Origin of the sequence: Clostridium septicum, from assembly GCF_003606265.1 — a bacterium.
Lineage (GTDB): Bacteria > Bacillota > Clostridia > Clostridiales > Clostridiaceae > Clostridium > Clostridium septicum.
Genome location: NZ_CP023671.1, coordinates 2,552,871 through 2,577,579, shown reverse-complemented (window position 1 = coordinate 2,577,579; position 24,709 = coordinate 2,552,871). Strand labels below are relative to the sequence as shown.

Genomic DNA, 24,709 nt, shown 5'->3' with positions numbered 1-24,709 from the left:
ATAGAGTTATTTATTATCACTACCTTTTTCCTTTTTAGTAATTACTTTATCTACTAACCCATAATTCATAGCTTCTTCTGCTGACATAAAATAATCTCTCTCAACATCAGCCTTTATCTTTTCTATAGGTTGATTAGTATTTTCACTCAAAATTCTATTTAATGAATCTTTAATTTTTAAAATTCTCTTAGCATGAATATCAAAGTCTGTTGCTTGACCTTGGAATCCACCTAAAGGTTGATGAATCATAATTTCACTATTTGGTAATGCAAATCTCTTACCTTTTGCACCTGATGAAAGTAAAAATGACCCCATTGATGCCGCCATTCCTATACATATAGTAGATACATCTGGTTTTATATACTGCATAGTATCATAAATAGCCATTCCTGCTGTAATTGATCCTCCAGGACTATTTATGTAAATATAAATATCTTTATCTGGATCTTCACTTTCTAAGAATAACAATTGTGAAACAACTAAGTTTGCAGTTGTATCATTTATCTCTCCACTTAGCATTATGATTCTATCTTTTAATAATCTTGAAAAAATATCGTAAGATCTTTCCCCTCTGCTAGTTTGTTCTACAACCATTGGAACTAAACTCATTTTTTATTCCCTCCTTCTCTACTTTTTACCCTCTTAATTAAAATTATAAACATAATATATTATAATCTTAAATATAAATATCCTACATTATAGTTATTGTGATATTTATGAGTTTAATATTTCTGAATCATAGTTTACCTTTATACTATATCCCAAAAATAAAAAAGTAATTATACTAAATTATATAATTTTTTTTTTATTTTGTTAATATATTATTTGAAATAATTGCCAGAAAAATTTTCTGGCAATTATCTAAAATTCTATTTATTATTTTTAACTTATATTTATATTTTTAAACTCTTATTTATTATTTTCAACTAAGAATTTAACAGTCTTTCCTGCCTTAACATCAGTTGTTAAAGCTTCTTTTTGATTTTCAAGAAGTAAGTTTATCATTTTTTCGTCTCCAGCTGAGTACATTTTAGCTACTTCTTCTGCTCTAGTTCTTAGTTCTTCTTCAGTAACTTCTATATTTTCAGCTTTTTCTACAGCTTCTAAAACTAAGTCAGTTCTTACTTTCTTTTCTGCATTTTCTTTCATATAATCTCTCATTTTAGATGCATCAGTTCCAGTGAATTGGAAGTATTGTTCTAAAGTTAATCCTTGATATTGAAGTCTTTGTTCAAGATTTTTAACCATTGAATCTATTTCCTTGTTAATCATAACTTCTGGAACATCAATTTTAGCATTTGCAACAACAGCACTTATTATTGCTTCTTCATATTCTTTTTCTTCTCTAGCTTTATTAGCTTCTTCAAGCTTTTTAGTTATATCTTCTTTAACTTCTGCTAAAGTGTCGAATTCTGAAACTTCTTTTGCAAATTCATCATCTAGTTCTGGTAATTCTTTTACCTTTATATCTTTTACAGTTACTTCAAACTTTGCAGGCTTTCCATTTAATTCTTCCTTACCATAGTTTTCTGGGAATGTTACGTTAACTTCAACTTTATCCCCAGTCTTCGCTCCAACTAATTGATCTTCAAAGTTATCTATAAATGTACCTGAACCTATTTCTAGTGTATAATCAGAGCCTTCTCCACCTTGGAATGCTTCTCCATCAACATATCCTTTAAAGTCGATTACAGCTAGGTTTCCTTTTTCTATAGCTCCATCTTCTTTGCTTTCTATTCTAGCATTTTTTTCTTGCATTTCTTTTAATTTTGCATTAACTTCATCTTCTGAAACGCTATAACTTGCTTTTTCAACCTTTAATCCCTTATATTCGCCTAATTGAACTTCTGGATATATAGTAACCTCTGCAGTGTAAACAAAGTCTTTTCCTTCTTCTGCTGTTAAAATATCTACCTTTGGATAATCAACTGGTATTATGTTATTTTCTTTTAATACTTCTGGATATGAAGATTCTATAGCAAAGTTAACTGCATCTTCAATTAAAACTCCTACTCCATAATACTTTTTAACAATAGCCATAGGAACTTTTCCTTTTCTGAATCCTGGTACGTTAAAGTGTTTTGCATTCTTATTGTAAGCTTTATTTAAAGCCTCTTGAAATTTCTTAGCTTCTACTGTAACCTCAAACTTAACAACATTAGTGTCTATTTTTTCCATTTTAGCTTCCATTGTATTCTTCCTCCTAAAATAGTAAATACTATCATATTTCATATAACTAAGTTATTATAACATATAGTCATAATTCTTTTCAAATATTTGTTTGGTTAATTTTTTATATGTTAATTAATCAATTGTCCATTATCATTTATGTATTTTTTATTACCATTAATAGTAACCTCTAACCCCTTATCACTATGACCTAAAAACTCTATATCTTTAGCTTTAGAATTCCATAATGTTGTGTGTGTATTATTTTGAATATCTACTATCCATATATACTTATTAAGATTGTAACCGAAATAAGGAATATTACTTATATATGCAACTTTTGTATTACTTATAAACTTAGCATCTTTATTCCATATATGCTCTTTATAAATTTTCAAAATAGTATCTTTTTCAAATTTTTCTCCATTAGGGGCAACATAAGTGGGGCTAGTTATATTTTTTGCCTCACCTTTTGTATTAAACAAATTAATATTTTGATTTTCATCTATTATAAGTAAAAACTCCTTTAATGGACTAATATCATAATAAATTCCTTGTGGCATTTCTACTATATCTTTAAATGTACGTTTATTATCTTTTTCTTCATACTCCATCTTTAATTTTCTATCACCATTTATTGATAATTCTAATATTTTTTTTTCATCTTTTTTACTTTCTTCTTTCACTTGTTCATCTATATTGGGATGTATAACCTCTGTATCTTTGTTTTTTTCATCTAAAGTTTCTTCACCTTTATTAAATAAACTTTGAATTTTCATTTTAATATCTGAAAAACTTATTAACTTTTCGTTAAATTTAAATACTCCCAAACCAATGATGACTAATAATATTATACTAGAAATTAAAATATTTCTATTTCTTTTTCTCTTTTTCATATGACTATTATACTCTTTACTGAATATGCTAGGTTTAGCCATGGTTACACACCTCCTAAATACTTTTATTGTTAATCCACACTCCATTTATATAACGACATTTAATGACAACTTTATTATACAATAAAATTATTGAAATAAATATATTTTATAATCATAATTTTTTACTTATTTCTACAACAGCCTGAGTTTTTATCGCTTTTTTTGTTCTTGCAACAGCTTTTCTTACCATTTTCACCTTTTTTCTGACAACAACCACCACAACTTAACATTCCTAACTCTTTCATTTCTTCTATTGATAAAGCAACTTCATTATCGCTATAATTTTCATATTCTGGTGTATCTTTTAAAAGTTCGTCTTTTTTAAATTGAATCATATTTATACCTCCTTTTAATATTTATTATTTAACAAATATTATCAAAACATTTTTTACCATTTAATGATTTTTATTTAACACATTAAACATAAATTTCAAAAAATCATTTATTTTCGATAAATTTTACAAAAACTATTGGATTTTATCAAATTTTGTTTTATAATATTAATTGTAAATATAACCAATTCAAAATATTTTATAAATAAGCCCATACCACTCTACTTAGTATTTTACTAAGAGAGTTATAATAAAACCCCACAACATGTTCATTTATTCCCTTTCTTAAATGAACATAAACCCTTTAACCTGTGCAAGTAATTGTGCAGGTTTTTTATTTTTTAAAAGGATACTCTCAAAATGATCTTTAGACTAAATTTTATGCCTCATTTTAAGATATCCTTTTTTTATAAAATAATACTAAACATATCCCATAGGACTTACATGTTGACCATTAATTCTTATTTCCCAATGTATATGTGGTCCTGTACTCATACCCGTTGAGCCAACCTTCGCTATAGTTTGCCCCCTTGAAACTGTTTGTCCAACATCCACTAATAATTCACTATTATGTGCATATAAAGTTTGTACCCCATTCCCATGATTGATTATAATTGTATTTCCATAACCAGAAATCCACCCTGAATAGTCTACTGTTCCACTTTTAGCTGCCTTAACTGGTGCCCCATAAGCATCTCCTAAATCTACCCCTGTATGAAACCCACTCTCTCCTGTTACTGGATTTATTCTAGGACCATATTCATCAGTTATCACTCCAACGCCAGGTCTTAAAAAACTCTCTTCTGATGAATTTCCTGATGATTCAGAATTCCCACTATTCACATTATTAGAATTACTATTTCCTGATGATTCAGAATTCCCACTATTCACATTATTAGAATTACTATTTCCTGAATTGTTGCTGTTATTATTATTATTTATATTAGCAAATATATCATCAAGTTCTTTTTGTAGGTCTTTATTATAGGAAATTAAATCACCTATTTTTCCGGCTAGCTCTTTTTCTTTATCTGAAAGAGAATCTATATAACTTGATTTTTCTGATTCTAATGCCATTAGATTATTTATTTGTTTTTGTTGTTCTTCTTGCTTTACTAAAAATTCTTTTTGGGCATCCTTAAGTTCATTTTGCTTTACTACAATAGCTTCTTCTTCTCTATTCATTTGCTCAACTTTTTCATTTAATTCTTTCTTTTCATTGTTTAATATATACTGACTCTCTTTTGCCTTATTAATTAACTCTCTATCAATAAGCATAATTCTTAAAACATTTCCCATGGTATTAAACAATTCAGTTATACTCTTACTCTTTAATACCATATATATATATTGACTCGTCATATCTACTTTATAATAACTTCTAAGTCTTTTATCTAAAAGTTCTTGTGTTGATTTCTGTTCTTCTTCTTTTAATTTTATAAGAGTTTCTTTATTACTTATATCATTTTGAGTACTTAATATATTATTATGTATATTATCAATCTCAGATTGTATTGAGTCTATTTTATTTTGATAGTTATTAACTTCCTCAGTAACTTTATTTAAATCATTACTTTTACTATCTATATCATTTAATATTTCATCTAACTTACTTTTTTCTTGTTCCTTCTCCTTATTTAATTTATCCTTTTCAGATTCTAACTGATTCATACTCTCTTTATTTTTATCAATTTGTTCTTGTATGTCTCCTGTTGATTCTGCCCAAATTACAGAATAATTTAAAGTTAAAACGCAAGTTAACATAAAAATTATAGATTTAACCTTTTTACTTTTCATAACATCACTCCATTTATTCTAAATTGAATTTTTGGACTCCTTCAATTATCCATTCATTTCCTGTGTATTTCATTGTGGTTAAAAACATATCTTCATGTTTTTTTGTGTATACAGGAATAAATTTTTTTGATACATCATATTCAACTTTTACAACTATTTTTGCTGTATAAACATCATCTTGATATTTAAATTCACTACTTTCTATATTAGTTTTTAATTCACTTATTTCGTAATTGTTTTTTAAAATTAAAGTTTTCTTTTCTATATTTTCATAAATTCTTTCCTTTATATCATCATTAGTTAAAACTATTAAAGATTTATCTCTAGAATTTAATGCTAAAAAAACACTTTCATAAAATCTTTTTACTACTTCTTGTATATTTTTTTCCAATGTATCATTAACCATATTAATTTTTATATTTATATTAGGTAAATCACTTACTTTAAGTTTATCGCTCTTTATAATACCCCAAGGGAAATTTTTTTCTAAACTAATATAAGTATCTAAATTAGTTGGAATAGGTCCAAAGTCTTTAATATCTTTTACAATCTTTCCTGTATCCTTATCATTTATATATACTTTAGCATCATCAAAATTAGATGATAATGTTATATTCATAGCATCTAATTTTAAGCTAATTTCTTCATTTTGCATAAGCGAAACCTCTTCTTCCTTAGAGACTTTTCCATAAGGAGTTTCAAGTTCCCCCTTTACTTTATACATTCCAGGAATAACTCCTTTTTTACTATTATTATCTTTTAATAAGTTATCATTTAAATATATTTTAGTACTATCAAAGTCAGTATTTACTTTTATGGATACTGGTATTATTTCTAAATAATAGTTCTCGAAAAATAAAAAGTTATTTTCTTTTAATGTGAATACTCCACCTTTATTTGTATTCCTTAAATCTTTAATAACTCCATCTATTTTAGTTAAATCATAATTATAGTAATTAACTAATGGAGTCAGTTCTTTTTTAGAAGGCCTTTCCTCTAATACTCTTATCTTTCTACTTATTCTATAAACTTTCCCTTCTTTAAGTGATATTTCTAAGTCATTAATAAGTTCATTCTTAGATGTCATAAAAAAATTAAAAGAAAAAATTCCAAATAGGGCAATAGTAAATATTGATATTAATAAGAATCTTCTCTTCAAAAAAAACTCTCCCAATTTTTCTTTATTTAAGTTAGACAAATCTTCTTTCAAAGAAATTATGTATTTTTCTACTTTTATACCTATTTTATTAATATTTCTCATAAAGTCTTAAATCGCCCCTACTCTAATATGTCAATAATCCATTTACTACATTTAGTACATTTATAAATTCTTATAACAAAAAGATCTAATATTTTACCCTTTGGAATTTCTCCTGTTTTCATAACTTCTTCCTTAGTTAAAAATTCGTCTTCTTCATTTAAAAAACCTGGTATTTCTACTATATAATTTTCCTTTGTTTCTTCACAACAATCATTTAAATCTACAACCTCTATTTTTTCATAGTCTAAATTACTACTTAGTTCTTGTATTATAGGTAATATATCTTCATATTCATTTATATCATCTAAAAAATCCTCTTTATAAAAAACTAAATCTTTTACTTTGAATAATTCTTTCATTCTTTTCTCCTTTATTTTAAATATAATAATATTAATTTTATCTTTAATAATAATATTTATCAAGAGATATAATATATATTAAAATTAACAGAAATATTTCTTTTAATAAATTATGCTATAATTATATCTATCTTTTAAATATTGGAGGTATTTTATGATTTTTGATAGCCATATGCACTCTAAATTTTCTACAGATAGTAATATGAGAATAGAAGATGCTATAAAAATCTCTAAAAATAAAAATATAGGACTAATAATTACGGAACATATGGATTTAGATTATTATAATCCAAATGAATTTAGATGTGATGTTCCTGCTTTTTTTGAAGAATATAATAAGTTTAGATGTAATACATTAGGACTTGGAATAGAACTTGGACTATCTGAAAGTACATTGAAGTCCAATGAAAATATAGCTAAAAATTTTGAGTTTGATTTTATTCTAGGTTCTATTCATAACATTAACGGTTCAGATATATATAGTGAATATTGTAAACTTAGTAAAAACAACTATCCTAAAAAGGATTATTTCCAAAAATATTTAGATAGTATGCTTTCCTGCGTAAAACTTTATAATAATTTCGATTCACTATCTCATATAGATTATCTTTGTAGATACTCATATTATGATGATAATGAAATTGACATTGAAATATATAAAGATACCATAGCTGAAATAGTACAAACTCTTCTTGAAAAAGGAAAGGTTATGGAATTAAATTCATCAAGATTAAATAATGGTAAAGCTCAAGAATCATTACTTAAAATTTATAGATTATATAATGATTTAGGTGGAAAATATTTAACTATTGGATCTGATGCACATACTGCTAATGATATAGGTAGAAATTTTAAAATTGCATTAGATATGTGTGAATTTTTAAAACTAAAAGGAGTTTACTTTAAGAAACGAAAAATTGAATTGTTTTAAATAATAATTTTTAGGAGTTTAATTAGTAAACTCCTTATTTTTATACCTAGTGAAAACGATACACTTAAGTAAAATCCTTCTTTTTTCTTTCAAAAATATAATCTAATCAATATAAATCTACTAAATAATTATACATATATTATATAAATTTACATTTTTTTAAAATTTATTATTATAATTTTTATTTAGGAGTATAATTAGATAATAAGATGTTTTATTAAAAACATCTTATATATAGATTTTATTTAAAGGAGGTGAAGTTTAGTGAGAATATTTTAGCTCACTAGATGCGACTTATGTATTTCTATTTTTTATTAATATTTAATATAACCTTAATTGTAGCAGGATTATTAGGAAGCATCCTTACACTTTCTATGTTGCTTAGAAAAAGAATCAATAAAGGATATTACTTATTAGTTTTACTACTAGTATATTGTTCTATTTCAGTTTTTAAATATCATGTAATACCCATGGTAAAAGATTTAACTATTATAAAAAATGATTCCTATAAAACTTTTAATGGCACTTGTGAAAATATATCAATAGGTGTTAATAGAACTATTTCTATCGATGGTAAACGTTTTTATTATAACTCTTGGAATTTTACTCCAAAGCCAAAAGAAAATTATCATATTTATTATATGCCAAATAGTAATTTTATAATTGATTTAGAAAAAAATAATAAAATCTAATATAATAACCTAAAAAGAGTAATTTAATTATAAACATTAAATTACTCTTCTGATTTAAACTATTAATTTTAAGCTTTTAATATACAAACGACTTTTTTAAAGCTTCTATTACCTTTTCATTTTGCAATTTAGAGCCTACAGTTATTCTAAAACTATCATCATCAAAACTTTTTATAATTATTCCTTTATTATGCATAGCTTTTAATAAAACATTTTTATATGGGCTCCTACCATATATGTAATTTCCTTTAGATTTATAAAATTTAATTTCTAATGAGCTTTCATCTTCTATATCTTTAAGCTTATAGTAAAATATATCTCTCTGTTTTATAATTTCTTGAAATTTAGATTTCATATCATTAGAATTACTTAAAATTCTTGTAGCCACTGATTGTGACAAAGAATTTACACTTTTTATAATAGTATTATTTTTTAATTTTTTAATTGTTTCTATATTTCCTATTAAAAAATCTATTTTTATTCCAGCTAGTCCCCATCCATTAGATAATGTTCTTGTAATTAATAAATTTTCATATTCATCTATAAGCGAAATACAAGTATCTGAACTAAATTCAAAATATGATTCATCAATTAAAACTATTGAACTTCTAAATGATTTTAATATTTTAACTATATCATCATTACTAATATTATTTCCTGTAGGATTATTAGGATTTGAAATTACTACTAAATCAATATCTTTTTTCATACCAAATATTATAAATTTGCTTATATCAAATTTTCCATCTTCATCAGATTTAAATCTGATACAATTAAATTTATTATTGATACAATATGCATCTTCAATAGCACAATCTGGGTTTAAGGTTAAAATTCTTTTTTCCTTTACTAATTTTGATCTAAGTATTAAGTCTAATATTTCATAATTTCCATTACATACAATTATATTGCTACAATTGATATTGGCATATTTGGCATACTCACTTTTTAACTTCTCTGCATTTTCATCTGGATATCTGTTAAAACTAATATTTTTTAATTCTAAAATTGATTTAAAAACCAACTCCTCTTCTAAATGTATATAGCTTTCATTATTATTTAACATTATACTTTGCTCTTTACCTTTATTTTGCATTGAATCTCTCCCCCCAATAATTTCAACACTTTATTATGATAAAGTTTTTATTTTCATAATATTATAAAATGGTCAAATTTGTCAATTAGTTTAATAAAAAAAAGAGCAAATTTTAGCTCTTTTTTTAATATTTTTCATAAATTATAAACTTTTTAATAAAAGTTTATTTAAGCTCTACTTAATTTTTCAATTTCATTATCTGTTAATCTATATATTGTCCACTCATCCATTGCTTTTGCTCCTAAGGATTTATAAAAATTAATAGATGGCTTATTCCAATCTAAGCAAACCCACTCCATTCTTTTACACCCATTTTTCTTTGCTATTTTTCCTAAAACTTTAAATATTTCTTTTCCCAGCCCCTTACCTCTTACTTTTGGATTTATAAATATATCTTCTAAATATAACCCTTCTCTTCCAACAAAAGTTGAAAAATTATAAAAATAAAGTGCATAACCTACGACTTTACCATCTAATTCACCTAAAAGAACCTTTGCCCTATTGTTTTCAAATATAGATTCCCTTAGAGAATCCTCTGTTGCTATTACCTGATCTAACATATTTTCATACTCGGCAATATCCTTTATAAGTGATAATATAATTTGTATATCTTCTACACTAGTTTCCCTAAGAACAAAATTTTCTATATTTGTGTTGTAATATTTCATAAATCCTCGTTCCCCCAAACTACTAATTTTATTAATTAACATACTATTCAAAGTTATTAATTACCATTTTAATACTTTCAAAGTGTTTTTTCTAGTATTTTAATAATATTAGTATGATTTAAAAACATTTACTCTATTATCCCTCCAATTATAACCATAAAAAATATAATTATTAATAATACTATTAAAATTATAATTCCTTTAGGATTAGCAAGGTTTATAGTCCACCCTATTCCAACCCTTTTTTCAACCATCCACGCTGGATCATTTTTATTATAATACAAACATCCCAATATCCATTTTTCATCATCATCTTTATACAATTCATCTATTTCTTCTTTAGATTCTAAGTTTCTTCCACCTTGACCAACTTTAATAAATAATCCTATAAATACAATCATCGTTACAAGCATTATAATGGTAAAAATAAATTCTATAATTCCACTATTAAAATTATATAAAATAGAAAATTGTAAAATAGAAAACAATATTAATATCTCAACTGCAGTAAACAACATTAATATAGAACTAATTCTTTTAAATCTTTTCTTTCTTTCTACAGCTTCTTTTATGCTTCCACTATTTAAATCAACTCTAGAATTTATAATAGTTTTACTTATAAAGAAAAAAATACTTGACATAAAAAGTTGCGCTATTGGAAATTGATATAAAGTGAGCATTCCTTTTAGTGTGTCCTTTTCAATATTTTTAAAACCAGAATTAGGAAAATCTGTTATATTAGGTAAACTAGAATATTTAAAAAGTGTTATTATAGCCATAACTACTGGAAATATAAATAGTAACGCAAAATACTTTGAATTTATAATCTTAATCTTTTCATTTCTTTTCGGTTTTCTTAATGTTGTATCAACAACAACTACGTTCTTAACTTTGCGATTCCAACCTTTAGAACTTTTTAAGTTTTTCATTTTTTTATAATATATAACAAATATTACGCTATGTAGCACTAAAATTATCATTACTATACTCACTAATATTACAGCTAATACTTCCTCTTTTAAATTTATAGTATACGCAAATAAAAAATTTGAAATTACTGCTATAACTAGAAATACTATTATATTAATTTTCTTATATTCATTATCTAAGTTAATAATTTCTGATTTATTTTGATATTCCTTAGGAATTCTAACCCCAAAAAAAATTCCATTATTAGATGTTTTATTTACATAATAACTAATTATAAACATAGTTAATATCATTATATTAACTATTACCCAAGGTATATATCTCTCCATAATTTTATACCTCCCTTTTAAAATTAATAAATACTTTATCTATCATTGATTTAATATCATCTTTAGATATTCCTCTATTAAAACACTCAGCCATGTAATAATCAATTTCAGACATTAAAGTTCCTTTAAATTTTCCAGTTGTTTCCTCTAAGTTTAATGATACAATAGCACCTTTTCGCCTATCTACTTTTATATATCCATCTTCTTTTAACATATTATATGCTTTATTAACCGTATGCATGTTAACCCCTATATCTTCGGCTAACCCTCTAACTGATGGTAACTCCTCTCCATCTTCTATTTCATTTTTGGCTATACCTTGTATAATTTGATTTTTTATCTGTAAATAAATAGGTGTTTCAGAGTCAAAATCTATTCTTAAAATCACTTTTTTCACCTCTCTTGATATATTCTATATGTTATATATAATATATAACAACACTAAAAAAAGTTCAATATATATCAACTTTTTTATTAAGGTTTATTTAAGATTTGTTAAGATAAACTTTATTGTATTAAAGTCCTTCTATCATATAATATAACTATAGAATAAATTTATAATATATATTATTTATTAAATTATATATACTTTGTTTTTACTTTCATGGAGGGATTGTTATGAAAAAAAGATTCTTTAAAAACTCTGACTCCAGAAAAATTTCCGGTGTTTGTGCTGGACTTTCTGAATACTTTGATATTGATGTTACTATAGTTAGATTAATAACTTTTTCATTAATACTGTTTACTAATATATTTTGGGGAATTATTTTTTATTTCATACTATCATGTATTTTACCTGATAAATCTGAACTAGACTTTAATAATAAAACTTCTGAATCTGAAACTATAATACAAGATTCAGAGATAATAAATGAAACAAAGAGAGATGGAGGTTATGATAATGAGTAAGAAACTATACAAAATAAAATCATTAAAGAAAATTTCCGGTGTTTGCGCTGGATTTTCAGAATTTATAGATGCAGACGTTACTTTAGTTAGAGTACTTGCTCTTCTTATAATTCTTTTTTCTTTTCCTATAGGATTAATATTCTATATAGGATGTACAATTATAATGCCCGACAAAAGTGAAATAATATAACTAATAGGATATATGAAATCCATATATCCTATTATAATTTAAAGTTTATTAAATAATTCTACGCCTTTAGTATTTAATATAAATAAACTTAAAACTATTGTACCTATTAAACATCCTGCTACTACTGATAAATATATATTTATACATTCTATATTAAAAACTATAAATATACCTATTGGTATAAAAACTAATATCATACCTATAAATATTCCTAAAAATGAACTTAAACTTTGTTTAACTACAGTAACTTCAGATATCCAATCGAATTTAGGAAAATATAAATTAATAATCAATCCTATTATAGAAATTAAAATTGAATAAATAATAGGAATACTTATTACCCATATCATATTCACTAATGATAAATTAAATGTAAAAATTAAAATAACTGCATTTATAAAAATAGTTGGTATTAAAATCATTAAATTTAATCCTATTTTCTCTTTAAATATGTCCATAACTTCTAATGGAAGTGATTTTAATATCCATAAGTTTTTTCCTTCTATAGATATAGAATTTTGAGTTGTACAACTTAATGAAACCGCTCCTGATAAAAATACTATTAAAGCTAGTGGAATCATTTCTTTATCTACCTGTATCTTTAATATTAGTTCTAATATATCCCTGCCGAATAATAAACATGATATAGAAAACATAGTTATTAAAACTAATCCTACAAGTGTATTTACAACATAAATTGAGGAAGAAAAATATCTTTTTATTTCTTTTTTTAATAAAGCTTTAATTGGTGAAGATGCCTTTAATTCTATTAGTTTATAATTTGATTTTTTAAAGCTCTCTCCTAATTTTGAATTTATATTTTTAAAAACCTTATTAAATATAGCTAAAAATATTATAAATGGTATTATTGATAAAATAATAAACATACTTAATGATTTAATATCTAAATTGGTTACTCCTTGACTAAAATAATATGCTGGCGGATATATTTTTTTAAAAGCATCTATTATAGATTTAGAATTAATTAGTATGCTATTTAGAATATGTTGAAGTTTAAATGATATAGCCATTATTCCTATAAAAATGCAAATGTACCAATATTTAACACTAAATTTTTAAATTTAACTTTAGTAGCTATATAACTCAGTATAAACGCTATTATTGAGGCTATTATTACAGGTGTTAACGGCATAAAAATTAATCCCACAAATAAATATATAAAAAATAAATAGGATAAATCTACTCTACTAAAATATACTAATGCTGGCGGTATTAAAACAAATATTAATAATAAATAATTTAACAATAATAAATTAATTACTTTACTAGCAAGAATAGTTGTTGAAGTTATAGGTAAACTCATTAACATATCAAGACCTTTAACAGAAAACAATACTCCTTGTGCCTTATATATAGATGTAAAAAATATAAAAGCTGTACTTGCTAAAAATACCAAACATAAAAGTATATCAATATTTCCAGATGCTTCTAGAACATCTGCTATTAATGAAAAATACTTTATTCCTACATACACTAATAATATTGCTACAACTACCATACTTACTAATATAAATATACTTTTATATCTTTCTGTAACTCTCTTTTCCTTTAAGATTTTATTAATCCCGATGGAATTAATAAAATTAGCTTTAAGTAAACTAAATAAATTACTCATTTTCTATCAACTCCATAAATACATTTTCTAAAGTATTATCTCCAATAACTTTTTTTGTCTCTCCACTAGCTACAATAGCTCCATCTTTTATAATTGCTATTTTATTACATAGTTTTTCTGCTACTTCTAATACATGTGTTGAAAAAAATATTACTCCACCTTCACTGCACATCCTTTTCATTATTTCTTTCAAAGTATGTGATGCTTTAGGATCTAATCCAACAAATGGCTCATCTAAAATTAATAATTTAGGTCTGTGTATCAATGCCGATATAATAGCAAGTTTTTGTTTCATACCATGTGAATAGGAAGATATTAAATCTCCTAATGACTTAGTAATCTCAAATGCTTCTCCATATTTCTTTATTAAATTCTCTCTATCAATTTTAGAAATATTATATATATCACTTATAAAATTCAAATATTGTATTCCTGTTAATGAATCATATAAATCTGGATTATCAGGAATATATGCTATATTTTTTTTGCATTTTATAGGTTCCTCTTTAATAGATATACCATCTATAATTATTTCTCCCTCATCAAAATTTAAGATTCCAACTATTGATTTAATTGTAGTTGTTTTCCCGGCTCCATTATGACCTATAAATCCAAATATATCTCCTGATTCAATTTCTATAGATATATTATTTACAGCCTTTTTATTTCCTTTATATACTTTTGAATAATTAACAACTTTAAGCATAAAACACCCTCCTTTTATTCTATTTGTTATATATATAATATAACAAATAGAATAATTATTCAATACGATTTCATTAAATTTAATACCATTATTTTGAAATTTGTGTAATTTGATATTTTTTTATCAAAATTCTCTTTACAGTTTTTAATCATATGCTAAAATAAAATCGTCGGTATTCTAAAATGAAACTGAACTAAAAAAATAACAATCATTTTTACCGAATTATATCCATAAAAGGAATAAGAACGGAGGTCAATTAAATGTTAAAAACAACTGAAATGGGGAAATCAAAAAGTCATGTTAGAAAGATGGTAATGATAGCTATGTTATCAGGTATTTCTATATTTTTAGGTGTATCTGGCCTTGGATTTATTACATTACCTATATTTAGACTTACTATTATGCATGTACCTGTTATTATAGGTGCTATTTTAGAGGGGCCTATAGTCGGAGCAACTGTTGGTTTAATGTTTGGACTATTTTCAATGTATCAAAATTTTACTGCGCCAACACTTACTTCATTTGTATTTTATAATCCTATAATAGCTCTTGTCCCAAGAATATTAATAGGTATTGTAGCTTACTACATTTATAAACTTTTAAAAAATATTATAAAAAACCAGAGCATTTCAATTGGTATATCTGCAGTATTAGCAACTCTTACAAATACTATTGGTGTATTAGGTTTAACTTACATTTTATACTTAGAACAATATGCAGCTGCTAGAGAAATTTCTACTTCTGCTGTTTCAGGTACACTCCTTGCTATAGGAATATCTAACGGTATTCCAGAAGCTATAGTTTCTTCATTAATAACTATTCCTGTTGTAATTGGAATATTGAAAATAAAAAAATATTAATTTTTATAAAAAAGGACAATTTTTAATTAAAAATTGTCCTTTTTCATACATATTTACCCTACTCTAAGTTAATATTAATCATTAGTGCCAAATACATTTATGTTTTTGTCCAATATATGTATATATAAATTACTTTTACCTTTTTTGGTTTTATTTTTATAGTTTATAAAAAACTAATTTGCACAATATAATAATGCAAAGCAAAAAAGCTTAGCAAATAAAAAACTTTTAAAGTTTTAAGGAGGTAAGTACAATGGCAAAAACATTAGTTCCAGAAGCTAAAAACGGACTAGCCAAATTTAAAAACGAAGTAGCTAGTGAAATGGGAGTTCCTTTCACTGACTATAACGGAAACCTATCTTCAAAACAATGCGGTAGCGTTGGCGGAGAAATGGTTAAGAGAATGGTTCAACAATACGAATCAGGAATAAAATAATACTAATTTAAATGATCAAAAATTAAAACAAATTCAATTTTAATATTGAATATTTAAGGAGGAATTTATCATGGCAAAAACATTAGTACCAGAAGCAAAAAATGGATTAGCAAAGTTTAAAAATGAAGTTGCAAGCGAAATGGGAGTTCCTTTCACTGACTACAACGGAAACTTATCTTCAAAGCAATGCGGTAGTGTTGGTGGAGAAATGGTTAAGAGAATGGTTCAACAATACGAATCAGGAATAAAATAATTTGTAGTATAAATTCAAATATTAAAATAATAAACATTTTAATTTTTAATGTTAAAATGTTAGGAGGTTTTAATTATGGCAAAGACATTAGTACCGGAAGCAAAAAATGGATTAGCAAAATTTAAAAACGAAGTAGCTAGTGAAATGGGCGTTCCTTTTACTGACTATAACGGAGATTTATCTTCAAAACAATGCGGTAGTGTTGGTGGAGAAATGGTTAAGAGAATGGTTCAACAATACGAATCAGGCTTAAAATAATCTATCTTTAGAAGATTAACATAAACAAAAAAGAAGTGTAATTTTTTACACTTCTTTTTTTGGAGCGAAAGACGAGACTCGAACTCGCAACATTCACCTTGGCAAGGTGACGCTCTACCATTGAGCCACTTCCGCATAATTACTCAGGTATTCTGAGTTATATATTAAGTAACTTAGCATTAAATTGGTGGCTTACCGGGGAATCGAACCCCGGACACCTTGATTAAAAGTCAAGTGCTCTACCGACTGAGCTAGTAAACCTAATGGCTGGGATAGCAGGATTTGAACCTACGAATACCGCAGTCAAAGTGCGGTGCCTTACCGCTTGGCGATATCCCAGCATGTGGTGCGTGTTAAGAGATTCGAACTCCTGGCCCACGCCTTAGAAGGGCGTTGCTCTATCCAGCTGAGCTAAACACGCAAATGTTTAAATAACCTAATAAAGATTTATTAAAGTTATTTGGTGCGGCTTAAGAGATTCGAACTCCTGGCCCACGCCTTAGAAGGGCGTTGCTCTATCCAGCTGAGCTAAAGCCGCATGCATATTACGTTGTATATCATAACCCCTGAACGCATGTCTTGTCAACATATTTTAATAAAAAAATTAAAGTTCTAAAATAAAAAAAAGTCAGAATATACTAAATGTCGCAAATCATTGTTATTAACCCCTTTTTATCCTTAAATATCTAATATTTGAATATGCATATGTTGGATAATAAGAAAATAAAGGTCTATTATAATAGGGATATGAATGTGCAGATACATAAATTTCCCCTTGCTCATCTATATAAGTAATTATTGTAGAATGTGACCACATATCCTTTGATCTGCTATGTAGCTGTACTACATCTCCTAAACTTAAATTACTATTGTCCTTATTCTCAACTCCATATCCTGTGTTAACTAACCAATTTCTTAAATTTACTACTCTTATCCACGCATAACTTCCAGGTCTCCAAATTTTATCCATTGGAAGTCCCCCGTTTTTTAAACATTTTGATACAAAATTTGTACAGTCATTGCCTTGGTATTCTTCCTCTGCATCCCAATTTTCACTTGCCCACTTTGCTGCTAAATTCCCATCATATCCTGAATATCTATATACCCCCTTTTTATTTTCTTGTACTTTTGGATTACTTCTTTTATTAAAGTTATTTATATATTCTTTTAAACTAGATTTATTTTTCTTAATAATATTTATTTTATTTTCCATATATTTTTCATATGAACTAATTGTATTAACAAGCTCATCAGCTTTAATTCCTTCTTCAATAATATCTCTACTAACAAATAATTTATTATTTTTAATATTTAAGTAGATTAAATGATTATCTTTATATTTAGTTTTTACTTTTGAATTTTTATATTTTATTTCTATAATTTTATCTACATCTACCACTATTGATTTTTCAATTATATTAATAGAATTAATGTTTAAGAAAATATTATAAAACTCAGCTTTTACTTTGATATTTTTATACATCTCTATTATAAAAGAATAGTACACTTTGTTATAATTTTCTAAAATAGATTTAGGGTATATATATTTATTGCTTTTTTGTTTTAATTTCTTTTCGTTTTCTATACAATGACTAAAATATCCCATTAACACTTTCTCTATTTCCACTAAACTTTTATCTTGTATAAGTATATTCTTTTTTATTTTAAATCTCTTAAAAAAAGAAAATATTGAGTACATATTTTTCCTCCATACATATTACATCTTACATACATATATATTTTATACAAAAAAAAATATAACTGAAAATTTTCATTTCCAGCTATATTTTTAAATTTTATTGAACTTTTATAATAATCTCCTCATCTAATCCATCAATAGTTACATTAGATCCATAAGCGATTTCGCCTTTAATAATTTTTCTTGCTAGATTATTCTCTAAAGTGTTTTGTATATATCTCTTAAGAGGTCTTGCACCATATACCATATCATATCCCTCTTTAGCCATTATATCTTTTGCAGCTTCTGTTACTTCTAATTTAACACTTCTATCTTTTAGCCTATTTCTTACTTCATCTAAGAATATATCAATTATCTTCTTGATTCCTGATTCTGATAAAGGCTTAAACATTATAATATCATCTACTCTATTTAAGAACTCTGGCTTAAACCTTAGCTTCATTTCATTCATTACTTCTTCTCTTATTTTAGAATCTACAGAATGTTCATCAGTATTTTCTAAAAGATAGCTACTACCTATATTAGATGTCATTATAATTATTGTATTTTTAAAATCAACTGTTTTTCCTTTATTATCTGTTAATCGACCATCATCTAGTATTTGTAAAAATAAATTGAATACATCCTCATGAGCTTTTTCTATTTCATCAAATAATATAACACTATAAGGATTTCTTCTAACAGCTTCAGTTAATTGACCACCTTCATCATATCCCACATATCCTGGAGGCGCTCCAACTAATCTTGATACTGCATGTTTTTCCATATACTCAGACATATCTATTCTTATTATGTTCTCTTCTGAATCAAATAGATTTCTAGCTAAAGTTTTAGCAAGCTCTGTTTTACCTACCCCTGTTGGTCCTAAAAATATAAATGATCCTATAGGTCTATTTATATCCTTTAATCCTGCTCTAGCTCTTAATATGGCATTTGTTACTGACGTAATAGCTTCTTCTTGACCTATTACTCTATTTTGCATTTCATCTTCCAATCTTAAAAGTTTTTCTCTTTCACCTTCTAGTAAATTACTTACTGGAATTCCTGTCCATCTTGAAAGAATTTGAGATACTTCTTCTTCTGTTACCTCTTCTTTTAATAAAGCACCTTCATAATTTTCTTTTACTTCTTTTTCTTTTAAATCTATTTCAGCTTCTATTTTGGGAATTTCACTATATTGAATTTCTGCTGCTCTATTGTAATCATAATTTCTTTGTGCTATTTCTAACTCTCCTCTAGCTTCATCTAATTTAGATTTTAAATCTCTAATGTTTAAAATAGCATCTCTTTCTTTTTCAAATTTAGCAGTCATCTCATCATTTTTAGCTTTAAGCTCTGCAATATCTTTTTCCAAAGCTTTTAACTTCTTTTTAGAACCTTCATCATTTTCTCTTGTTAAGGCTTCTTTTTCTATTTCTAATTGAAATTGTCTTCTTCTAATTTTATCAAGTTCCGTTGGCAGTGAATCTATTTCTGTTCTAATCATAGCTCCAGCTTCATCTATTAAATCTATAGCTTTATCAGGTAAATATCTATCTTGTATATATCTATCTGAAAGCTTAGCTGCTGCTACTATAGCAGAATCATGTATTCTAATTCCATGATGAATTTCAAATCTTTCTTTTAATCCTCTTAATATGGAAATTGCATCTTGTACTGTTGGTTCTTCAACTATTACTGGTTGAAATCTTCTTTCTAAAGCTTTATCTTTTTCAATATATTGTCTATATTCATCAAAAGTAGTTGCACCTATACAATGTAGCTCACCTCTTGCAAGTAATGGCTTAATTAAGTTACCTGCATCCATTGCCCCTTCTGTTTTACCAGCACCTACAATAGTATGAATTTCATCTATAAATAAAATTATTCTTCCTTCACTACTTTGTACTTCTTTTAATACAGCTTTTAGTCTTTCCTCAAATTCACCCCTGTATTTAGCTCCCGCAACTAAAGCTCCCATATCTAATGAGAAAATAACTTTATTTTTTAATCCTTCTGGAACATCTCCTCTTACAATTCTTTCTGCTAACCCTTCAACAATTGCAGTTTTACCAACTCCTGGTTCTCCAATAAGAACAGGATTATTTTTAGTTCTTCTCGAAAGAATTCTAATAGCTCTTCTTATTTCTTCATCTCTACCTATTACAGGATCTAACTTATGCTTTTTAGCTAAATCTGTAAGATTTGTACCGTATTTACCTAAAGCATCATAAGTTCCTTCTGGATCTTGGGTTTCAACTCTTTGATTTCCTCTAACTTCTGCTAGAATTCCCATAAAATTATCTTTATTTATATTATATTTATCTAATAAAATTTTTGTTGGACCTTTTTTATCTACTTCTATAATAGCAAGCATTACATGTTCTACACTAATATATGAATCTTCAAATCTCTTTGATATTTCATCAGCCCTTACTAAAACTTCTTCTATTTGTCTAGTTGCATAAACTCCTGAAGAATCTGCACCTTCACCTAGAACCTTTGGCATAATCTCTAATTTATTATTTATATCTGATTTTAAAGCCTTAACTGGAATACCCATCTTGGTTAAAATATTAGGAATTAATCCATCCTCTTGTTCTACTAGAGCTGAAAATAGATGAATTATTTCTACTTGTTGATGATTGTATTTTACCGCTACTAAACTAGCATCATTTAAAGCTTGTTGAACTCTTAATGTCATTTTTTCAATATTCATATCTCTAGTTCCTCCTATCTTTCACCTTATTATTTTTTACTATATTCTTATAATAATACAAAAGTCAAAGAAAGTCAAAGTAAAATTATTATTTTTTACTTTTCTTATTTTCCAATTTTTCAATTTATTATTATTAGGGTATAATAAATTTATTAATACTAATTTTTATATGATTATTTAATATATTAAATAAAGATTTCTTTATAGAAATCTTAATCTTATTTTAAAGGTGATGATTTTTATGCGAAGAGAATATATAAATTATCTTTCAGATTTACCGGTAAAAGTTACTTATACTTGTATAAAGAATTATCCAATACATTGGCATAATTCTATAGAAATATTATATGTTCTTAAAGGTAGTCTTAAAGTTAATATAGATACTGACTCTTTCGAAATTCTAGAAAAAGAATTAGAAGTTATTAATGTTGAAGAAGCTCATAGAATATATAGTGATACTGAAAATAGAGTTCTTGTATTTCATATAGATCCTTATTTTTTTGAAAAATACTATACAGATATAAATAATATATTTTTCTACACAAATACAACTGATGATGATGCTCAAGATGGTGAAGAATATGATGATTTTAGAACTTTTTTAGCTAGAATATTATGTGAAACTGTTCAAAGAACAGAAGATTATGATGAAGTTATTGAATCTACTCTAGTCGATTTGCTTTATCACTTAATAAACAACTTTCACTATTTAACTTATGAGAAAGAAGAATTAAAAGATAATGCCGATCAATTAGCACGATATCATAGAATATCTAAGTATATTTTTAATAATTATGATAGCAATATTACTCTTCAAGATATAGCAAAAAAAGAATTCTTAAGTCCACACTATTTATCACATGAAATTAAATCTGCTACGGGGTATAGCTTTACTGACTTAGTTAATTTAACAAGAGTTGAAGAATCCGTTAAACTTCTCTTAGATACTGATATGAGTATATCAGATATATCTGATGAAGTTGGATTTTCTCACGTAAGATATTTAAATAAAAACTTTAAAAATTATTATAACTGTACACCTCTTCAATATAGAAAGAAAAATAAGTTAACTGAAAAAGATTTTGAAAATCAGAAAATTTTAGAAGTTTTTCCTTTAGAGGAGGCTTTAGATTATCTAGCCTATGATTTAGAGGATTATGATAGATTTAATTATGAAAACAAACTTTGGAAAGTTCATATAGATATGGACAATGTATTAAAAGAGTTTAATAAAGAATTTAAGGAAGTTATTAATTTAGGAGATTCCTTTGATTTACTAATTGAAGATAATAAAGATATATTAGAAGAAATCCAAGAAGAAATCCATTTTAGTTATGGAAGAATAGAAAATTTATTTAATAGTGATATGGGGGTATTTCCAAACTCTGATTTTTACAACTGGAATAAAACTAAAAGTGTTATAGAGTTCTTAGATTATTTAGACTTAAAACCTCTTATAGTATTAGATAATATACTATTTACCACACAAAAATATACACAAGTTCTTAATAGTTTCTTTGAGTACTTTTCGGAAATTGATTATATTGATGTATGCGAATTCAAATTTCAATTTTCATCTGAAATAAATCATGAAATAAAAGAAGAATTACTAGTTTTATTAAAAAATGAATATAACTTAAATGTTTTAAATTCCAATTTTATCTCTCTTAGTAATAATCGTAATAAGGTTTACGATACAGCATTTATGCTTCCATTTATAATTCATAATACAATATTTAAAGGAGTTTCTTTAGATGATTTGAGAGCCTTTGATGTTTTAGAAAAAGAAATGAGTTTAACTAACGAAGTGTTTATAGGTGCTCCTGGTATTGTTAATGATATGGGAATAAGAAAGCCATCTTATTATGCCTACTATTTACTTAGCAAACTCGGTAATGAAATAGTAGCCATGGATAATGGATATATTGTTACAAAAAAAGAAGATGAATATTGTATTCTTCTATATTCTCATAATGATGACTTAGATTCTCTTGCCGATTATCATGATTTATTCAAAAAAAGAGGTAAAGGCAAAGTTTACAAGAAAAAACTTTCTTTAAATATAGTAAATATAAAAAATTCCTCTAGAATAATTACCTATGAAGTAAACGAAAAAATAGGTTCATCTTATAATTATTGGATTTCAATGGGGTCACCAGATAGATTAAGTAAAGAAGAAAAAGAAATTCTCCATAGAGCATCCTTTCCTAAAATTGAATTTAAATATTCTAAAAAGAATACAATTCTTAATATAATTACAGAGTTACAAGGTTATGGAGCTAAACTAATTTTAATAAAAAGTACTAAATCTAGATTGTAAAATAAACATATATTCTTATTATATTTACACTTTAACTTATACTATTAACAAATATAGGGTGATATACATTCACTATATCACCCTATCTATACACAGCATAGCTTTTAAAATTATTTTTATAAAATGAATACTTAATCTATTTTGAAGTTTTATATAACTATTTTAAATCTTCATATTTTGAATAGTCAATCTTAACCAACTTCCCTGTTTCAAAAGATTCTTTACAAGCATATCCAACTATAGTTGATAATACCCCATCTTCAACTGTAACATTAGGTTTTCTATTCTCTAATATACAATTAACAAATTCTTTTACTTCTTCCAAATATGCATCTTCAAATCTTTCTAAAAATCCTCCTGCACATTCTTTATTAACACCCCTCTCATCAAATATAGTAACTAAGTTTTTGTTAGGAGTTGTGCCAATTCTTAATGTGCCTTTAGTACCTATTATTTCTGTTTCTATATGATATCCATGAGCACAGTTCCTTCCTGCAACAAGTAATGCCATTGTTCCATTTTTGAATTTAATCATAGCTGAGCCTGTTTCAGCATCATTTATTTCTTTAAATTCTTCATATTCATAAGCATCCCCTATAGCCCATAATTCATCTGCTTCTGATTCCAGATACCATCTAGCTAAATCAATATCATGTATTGCCATATCTAAAAATAATCCACCACTATAACTATCTTTAGCAAATTTCAAGAAACTTGGTAAAGCTTTAGCTGGATCTAATCCATAACATCTAACTAGTACTGGCTTCCCTATAAAACCTTCTTTTATCTTTTTCTTAGCATAAGCATATGACTTGTCATATCTTCTCATAAAGCCCAACATAAATATTTTTTCTGAATTAGAGTTAACAGCTTTCATCGCTTCTATTGTATCTTCTAAATATAATCCAAGTGGCTTTTCACTAAACACATGAAAACCTGCATCTAGTGCTTTTTTAATTTGATTACAATGAAATCCTGATGGTGAAGCTATGAATATTGCATCTAATTCTTTATTAGTTAACATTTCATCAAAACTAGCGTATCTGTATGGAATATTCCAAGCTTTTTGAACTTCATCAATTTGAGACTTATCTATTGAACACACCGCTAAAAGATTAGCATTTGGAATTTTAAATGCTAAATTTTCAGCATGAGCTTTTCCTAACCTTCCCACCCCTACTATTCCAAAGTTTATTTTTTTCATTTTAAAGTCCTCCTAAATTCTTATTTGTATTTAAATTT

The 24,709-nt window shown here is 25.8% G+C and carries 26 protein-coding genes and 5 tRNA genes; 9 read left to right on the top strand and 22 right to left on the bottom strand.

Translation table 11 applies throughout. The annotated features are described in order from the left end of the window. Positions 1 to 6: 6 nt before the first annotated feature. The 7 genes from clpP to CP523_RS11850 all read right to left on the bottom strand — a co-directional run bounded on the left by clpP (position 7) and on the right by CP523_RS11850 (position 6,856). A complete protein-coding gene (gene clpP / locus CP523_RS11880; RefSeq protein WP_066673431.1) occupies positions 7 to 609 on the bottom strand; it encodes an ATP-dependent Clp endopeptidase proteolytic subunit ClpP in 603 nt (200 codons plus the stop codon). Between the two features lie 300 nt (positions 610 to 909). Then, positions 910 to 2,190: a trigger factor gene (gene tig, locus CP523_RS11875; RefSeq protein ID WP_066673430.1), complete on the bottom strand. Its 1,281-nt coding sequence runs from the start codon at positions 2,188 to 2,190 to the stop codon at positions 910 to 912. 110 nt (positions 2,191 to 2,300) lie between these two features. Next, positions 2,301 to 3,107, bottom strand: a complete 807-nt coding sequence (locus CP523_RS11870; protein ID WP_066673428.1) for a hypothetical protein — start codon at positions 3,105 to 3,107, stop codon at positions 2,301 to 2,303. Between the two features lie 122 nt (positions 3,108 to 3,229). Beyond that, positions 3,230 to 3,442, bottom strand: a complete 213-nt coding sequence (locus CP523_RS11865) for a hypothetical protein (RefSeq protein WP_066673427.1) — start codon at positions 3,440 to 3,442, stop codon at positions 3,230 to 3,232. 417 nt (positions 3,443 to 3,859) lie between these two features. Beyond that, positions 3,860 to 5,236, bottom strand: a complete 1,377-nt coding sequence (locus CP523_RS11860; protein WP_120140893.1) for a murein hydrolase activator EnvC family protein — start codon at positions 5,234 to 5,236, stop codon at positions 3,860 to 3,862. A gap of 13 nt (positions 5,237 to 5,249) precedes the next feature. Next, complete coding sequence (locus tag CP523_RS11855) at positions 5,250 to 6,497, bottom strand: TcaA 3rd/4th domain-containing protein (RefSeq protein ID WP_120140892.1); 1,248 nt, start codon at positions 6,495 to 6,497, stop codon at positions 5,250 to 5,252. 17 nt (positions 6,498 to 6,514) lie between these two features. Next, entirely contained in the window at positions 6,515 to 6,856 is a 342-nt protein-coding gene (locus CP523_RS11850; protein WP_066673420.1) for a hypothetical protein, read from the bottom strand. 154 nt (positions 6,857 to 7,010) lie between these two features. Here CP523_RS11850 and CP523_RS11845 point away from each other — a divergent pair, with 154 nt between their 5' ends. Together CP523_RS11845 and CP523_RS11840 are read left to right on the top strand one after the other, a co-directional pair. After that, positions 7,011 to 7,787: a histidinol phosphate phosphatase gene (locus CP523_RS11845; protein ID WP_120140891.1), complete on the top strand. Its 777-nt coding sequence runs from the start codon at positions 7,011 to 7,013 to the stop codon at positions 7,785 to 7,787. A gap of 296 nt (positions 7,788 to 8,083) precedes the next feature. Then, positions 8,084 to 8,479 carry a hypothetical protein gene (locus CP523_RS11840; protein ID WP_128499399.1) on the top strand — a complete coding sequence of 132 codons (396 nt, stop codon included), beginning with the start codon at positions 8,084 to 8,086 and terminating at the stop codon, positions 8,477 to 8,479. Between the two features lie 76 nt (positions 8,480 to 8,555). Here CP523_RS11840 and CP523_RS11835 read toward each other — a convergent pair whose 3' ends face one another. The 4 genes from CP523_RS11835 to CP523_RS11820 all read right to left on the bottom strand — a co-directional run bounded on the left by CP523_RS11835 (position 8,556) and on the right by CP523_RS11820 (position 11,890). After that, complete coding sequence (locus CP523_RS11835) at positions 8,556 to 9,575, bottom strand: aminotransferase class I/II-fold pyridoxal phosphate-dependent enzyme (protein WP_120140890.1); 1,020 nt, start codon at positions 9,573 to 9,575, stop codon at positions 8,556 to 8,558. 167 nt (positions 9,576 to 9,742) lie between these two features. Beyond that, positions 9,743 to 10,243, bottom strand: coding sequence for a GNAT family N-acetyltransferase (locus CP523_RS11830; RefSeq protein ID WP_066673412.1), 501 nt, complete (start codon positions 10,241 to 10,243; stop codon positions 9,743 to 9,745). Between the two features lie 128 nt (positions 10,244 to 10,371). Beyond that, positions 10,372 to 11,502: a DUF5808 domain-containing protein gene (locus CP523_RS11825; protein WP_066673410.1), complete on the bottom strand. Its 1,131-nt coding sequence runs from the start codon at positions 11,500 to 11,502 to the stop codon at positions 10,372 to 10,374. A gap of 4 nt (positions 11,503 to 11,506) precedes the next feature. Further along, complete coding sequence (locus CP523_RS11820) at positions 11,507 to 11,890, bottom strand: GntR family transcriptional regulator (protein ID WP_066673409.1); 384 nt, start codon at positions 11,888 to 11,890, stop codon at positions 11,507 to 11,509. 230 nt (positions 11,891 to 12,120) lie between these two features. On the opposite strand from CP523_RS11820, the gene CP523_RS11815 reads away from it, so the two are divergent. After that, positions 12,121 to 12,411 carry a PspC domain-containing protein gene (locus CP523_RS11815; protein WP_066673407.1) on the top strand — a complete coding sequence of 97 codons (291 nt, stop codon included), beginning with the start codon at positions 12,121 to 12,123 and terminating at the stop codon, positions 12,409 to 12,411. Further along, the gene (locus CP523_RS11810; protein ID WP_066673405.1) at positions 12,404 to 12,601 is read left to right on the top strand and encodes a PspC domain-containing protein; all 198 of its coding nucleotides are present in this window, start codon (positions 12,404 to 12,406) and stop codon (positions 12,599 to 12,601) included. The genes CP523_RS11815 and CP523_RS11810 overlap by 8 nt, the downstream gene beginning before the upstream one ends. Before the next feature lie 38 nt (positions 12,602 to 12,639). Here CP523_RS11810 and CP523_RS11805 read toward each other — a convergent pair whose 3' ends face one another. The 3 genes from CP523_RS11805 to CP523_RS11795 are packed head-to-tail and all read right to left on the bottom strand — an operon-like array spanning position 12,640 to position 14,943. Beyond that, the gene (locus CP523_RS11805) at positions 12,640 to 13,632 is read right to left on the bottom strand and encodes a hypothetical protein (protein WP_120140889.1); all 993 of its coding nucleotides are present in this window, start codon (positions 13,630 to 13,632) and stop codon (positions 12,640 to 12,642) included. 5 nt (positions 13,633 to 13,637) lie between these two features. After that, complete coding sequence (locus CP523_RS11800; RefSeq protein ID WP_120140888.1) at positions 13,638 to 14,237, bottom strand: ABC transporter permease; 600 nt, start codon at positions 14,235 to 14,237, stop codon at positions 13,638 to 13,640. Then, entirely contained in the window at positions 14,230 to 14,943 is a 714-nt protein-coding gene (locus CP523_RS11795) for an ABC transporter ATP-binding protein (protein WP_066673402.1), read from the bottom strand. Before CP523_RS11795 ends, CP523_RS11800 begins: the two co-directional genes overlap by 8 nt. Before the next feature lie 260 nt (positions 14,944 to 15,203). Here CP523_RS11795 and CP523_RS11790 point away from each other — a divergent pair, with 260 nt between their 5' ends. The 4 genes from CP523_RS11790 to CP523_RS11775 all read left to right on the top strand — a co-directional run bounded on the left by CP523_RS11790 (position 15,204) and on the right by CP523_RS11775 (position 16,750). Then, positions 15,204 to 15,803, top strand: coding sequence for an ECF transporter S component (locus CP523_RS11790; RefSeq protein ID WP_066673401.1), 600 nt, complete (start codon positions 15,204 to 15,206; stop codon positions 15,801 to 15,803). Positions 15,804 to 16,056: 253 nt separating this feature from the next. Beyond that, complete coding sequence (locus CP523_RS11785) at positions 16,057 to 16,239, top strand: alpha/beta-type small acid-soluble spore protein (protein ID WP_066673400.1); 183 nt, start codon at positions 16,057 to 16,059, stop codon at positions 16,237 to 16,239. A gap of 70 nt (positions 16,240 to 16,309) precedes the next feature. After that, the gene (locus tag CP523_RS11780) at positions 16,310 to 16,492 is read left to right on the top strand and encodes an alpha/beta-type small acid-soluble spore protein (RefSeq protein WP_066673400.1); all 183 of its coding nucleotides are present in this window, start codon (positions 16,310 to 16,312) and stop codon (positions 16,490 to 16,492) included. A gap of 75 nt (positions 16,493 to 16,567) precedes the next feature. Beyond that, a complete protein-coding gene (locus CP523_RS11775; protein ID WP_021876337.1) occupies positions 16,568 to 16,750 on the top strand; it encodes an alpha/beta-type small acid-soluble spore protein in 183 nt (60 codons plus the stop codon). Positions 16,751 to 16,810: 60 nt separating this feature from the next. Here CP523_RS11775 and CP523_RS11770 read toward each other — a convergent pair. The 7 genes from CP523_RS11770 to clpB all read right to left on the bottom strand — a co-directional run bounded on the left by CP523_RS11770 (position 16,811) and on the right by clpB (position 21,147). Next, positions 16,811 to 16,885, bottom strand: a tRNA-Gly gene (locus tag CP523_RS11770). A gap of 50 nt (positions 16,886 to 16,935) precedes the next feature. After that, a tRNA-Lys gene (locus tag CP523_RS11765) sits at positions 16,936 to 17,011 on the bottom strand. Positions 17,012 to 17,014: 3 nt separating this feature from the next. Further along, a tRNA-Gln gene (locus CP523_RS11760) sits at positions 17,015 to 17,089 on the bottom strand. 5 nt (positions 17,090 to 17,094) lie between these two features. Then, positions 17,095 to 17,171: transfer RNA gene (locus tag CP523_RS11755), tRNA-Arg, on the bottom strand. A 40-nt stretch (positions 17,172 to 17,211) separates the two neighbouring features. Beyond that, a tRNA-Arg gene (locus CP523_RS11750) sits at positions 17,212 to 17,288 on the bottom strand. Between the two features lie 123 nt (positions 17,289 to 17,411). Further along, a complete protein-coding gene (locus tag CP523_RS11745) occupies positions 17,412 to 18,449 on the bottom strand; it encodes an amidase domain-containing protein (protein ID WP_120140887.1) in 1,038 nt (345 codons plus the stop codon). Positions 18,450 to 18,546: 97 nt separating this feature from the next. After that, a complete protein-coding gene (gene clpB / locus CP523_RS11740) occupies positions 18,547 to 21,147 on the bottom strand; it encodes an ATP-dependent chaperone ClpB (protein WP_066673398.1) in 2,601 nt (866 codons plus the stop codon). A 241-nt stretch (positions 21,148 to 21,388) separates the two neighbouring features. Between clpB and CP523_RS11735 the strand changes: the two genes are divergently transcribed. Further along, entirely contained in the window at positions 21,389 to 23,467 is a 2,079-nt protein-coding gene (locus CP523_RS11735) for a helix-turn-helix domain-containing protein (RefSeq protein ID WP_120140886.1), read from the top strand. Between the two features lie 157 nt (positions 23,468 to 23,624). Here CP523_RS11735 and CP523_RS11730 read toward each other — a convergent pair whose 3' ends face one another. Further along, positions 23,625 to 24,671, bottom strand: a complete 1,047-nt coding sequence (locus CP523_RS11730; RefSeq protein ID WP_066673391.1) for a Gfo/Idh/MocA family protein — start codon at positions 24,669 to 24,671, stop codon at positions 23,625 to 23,627. Positions 24,672 to 24,709: the final 38 nt, after the last annotated feature.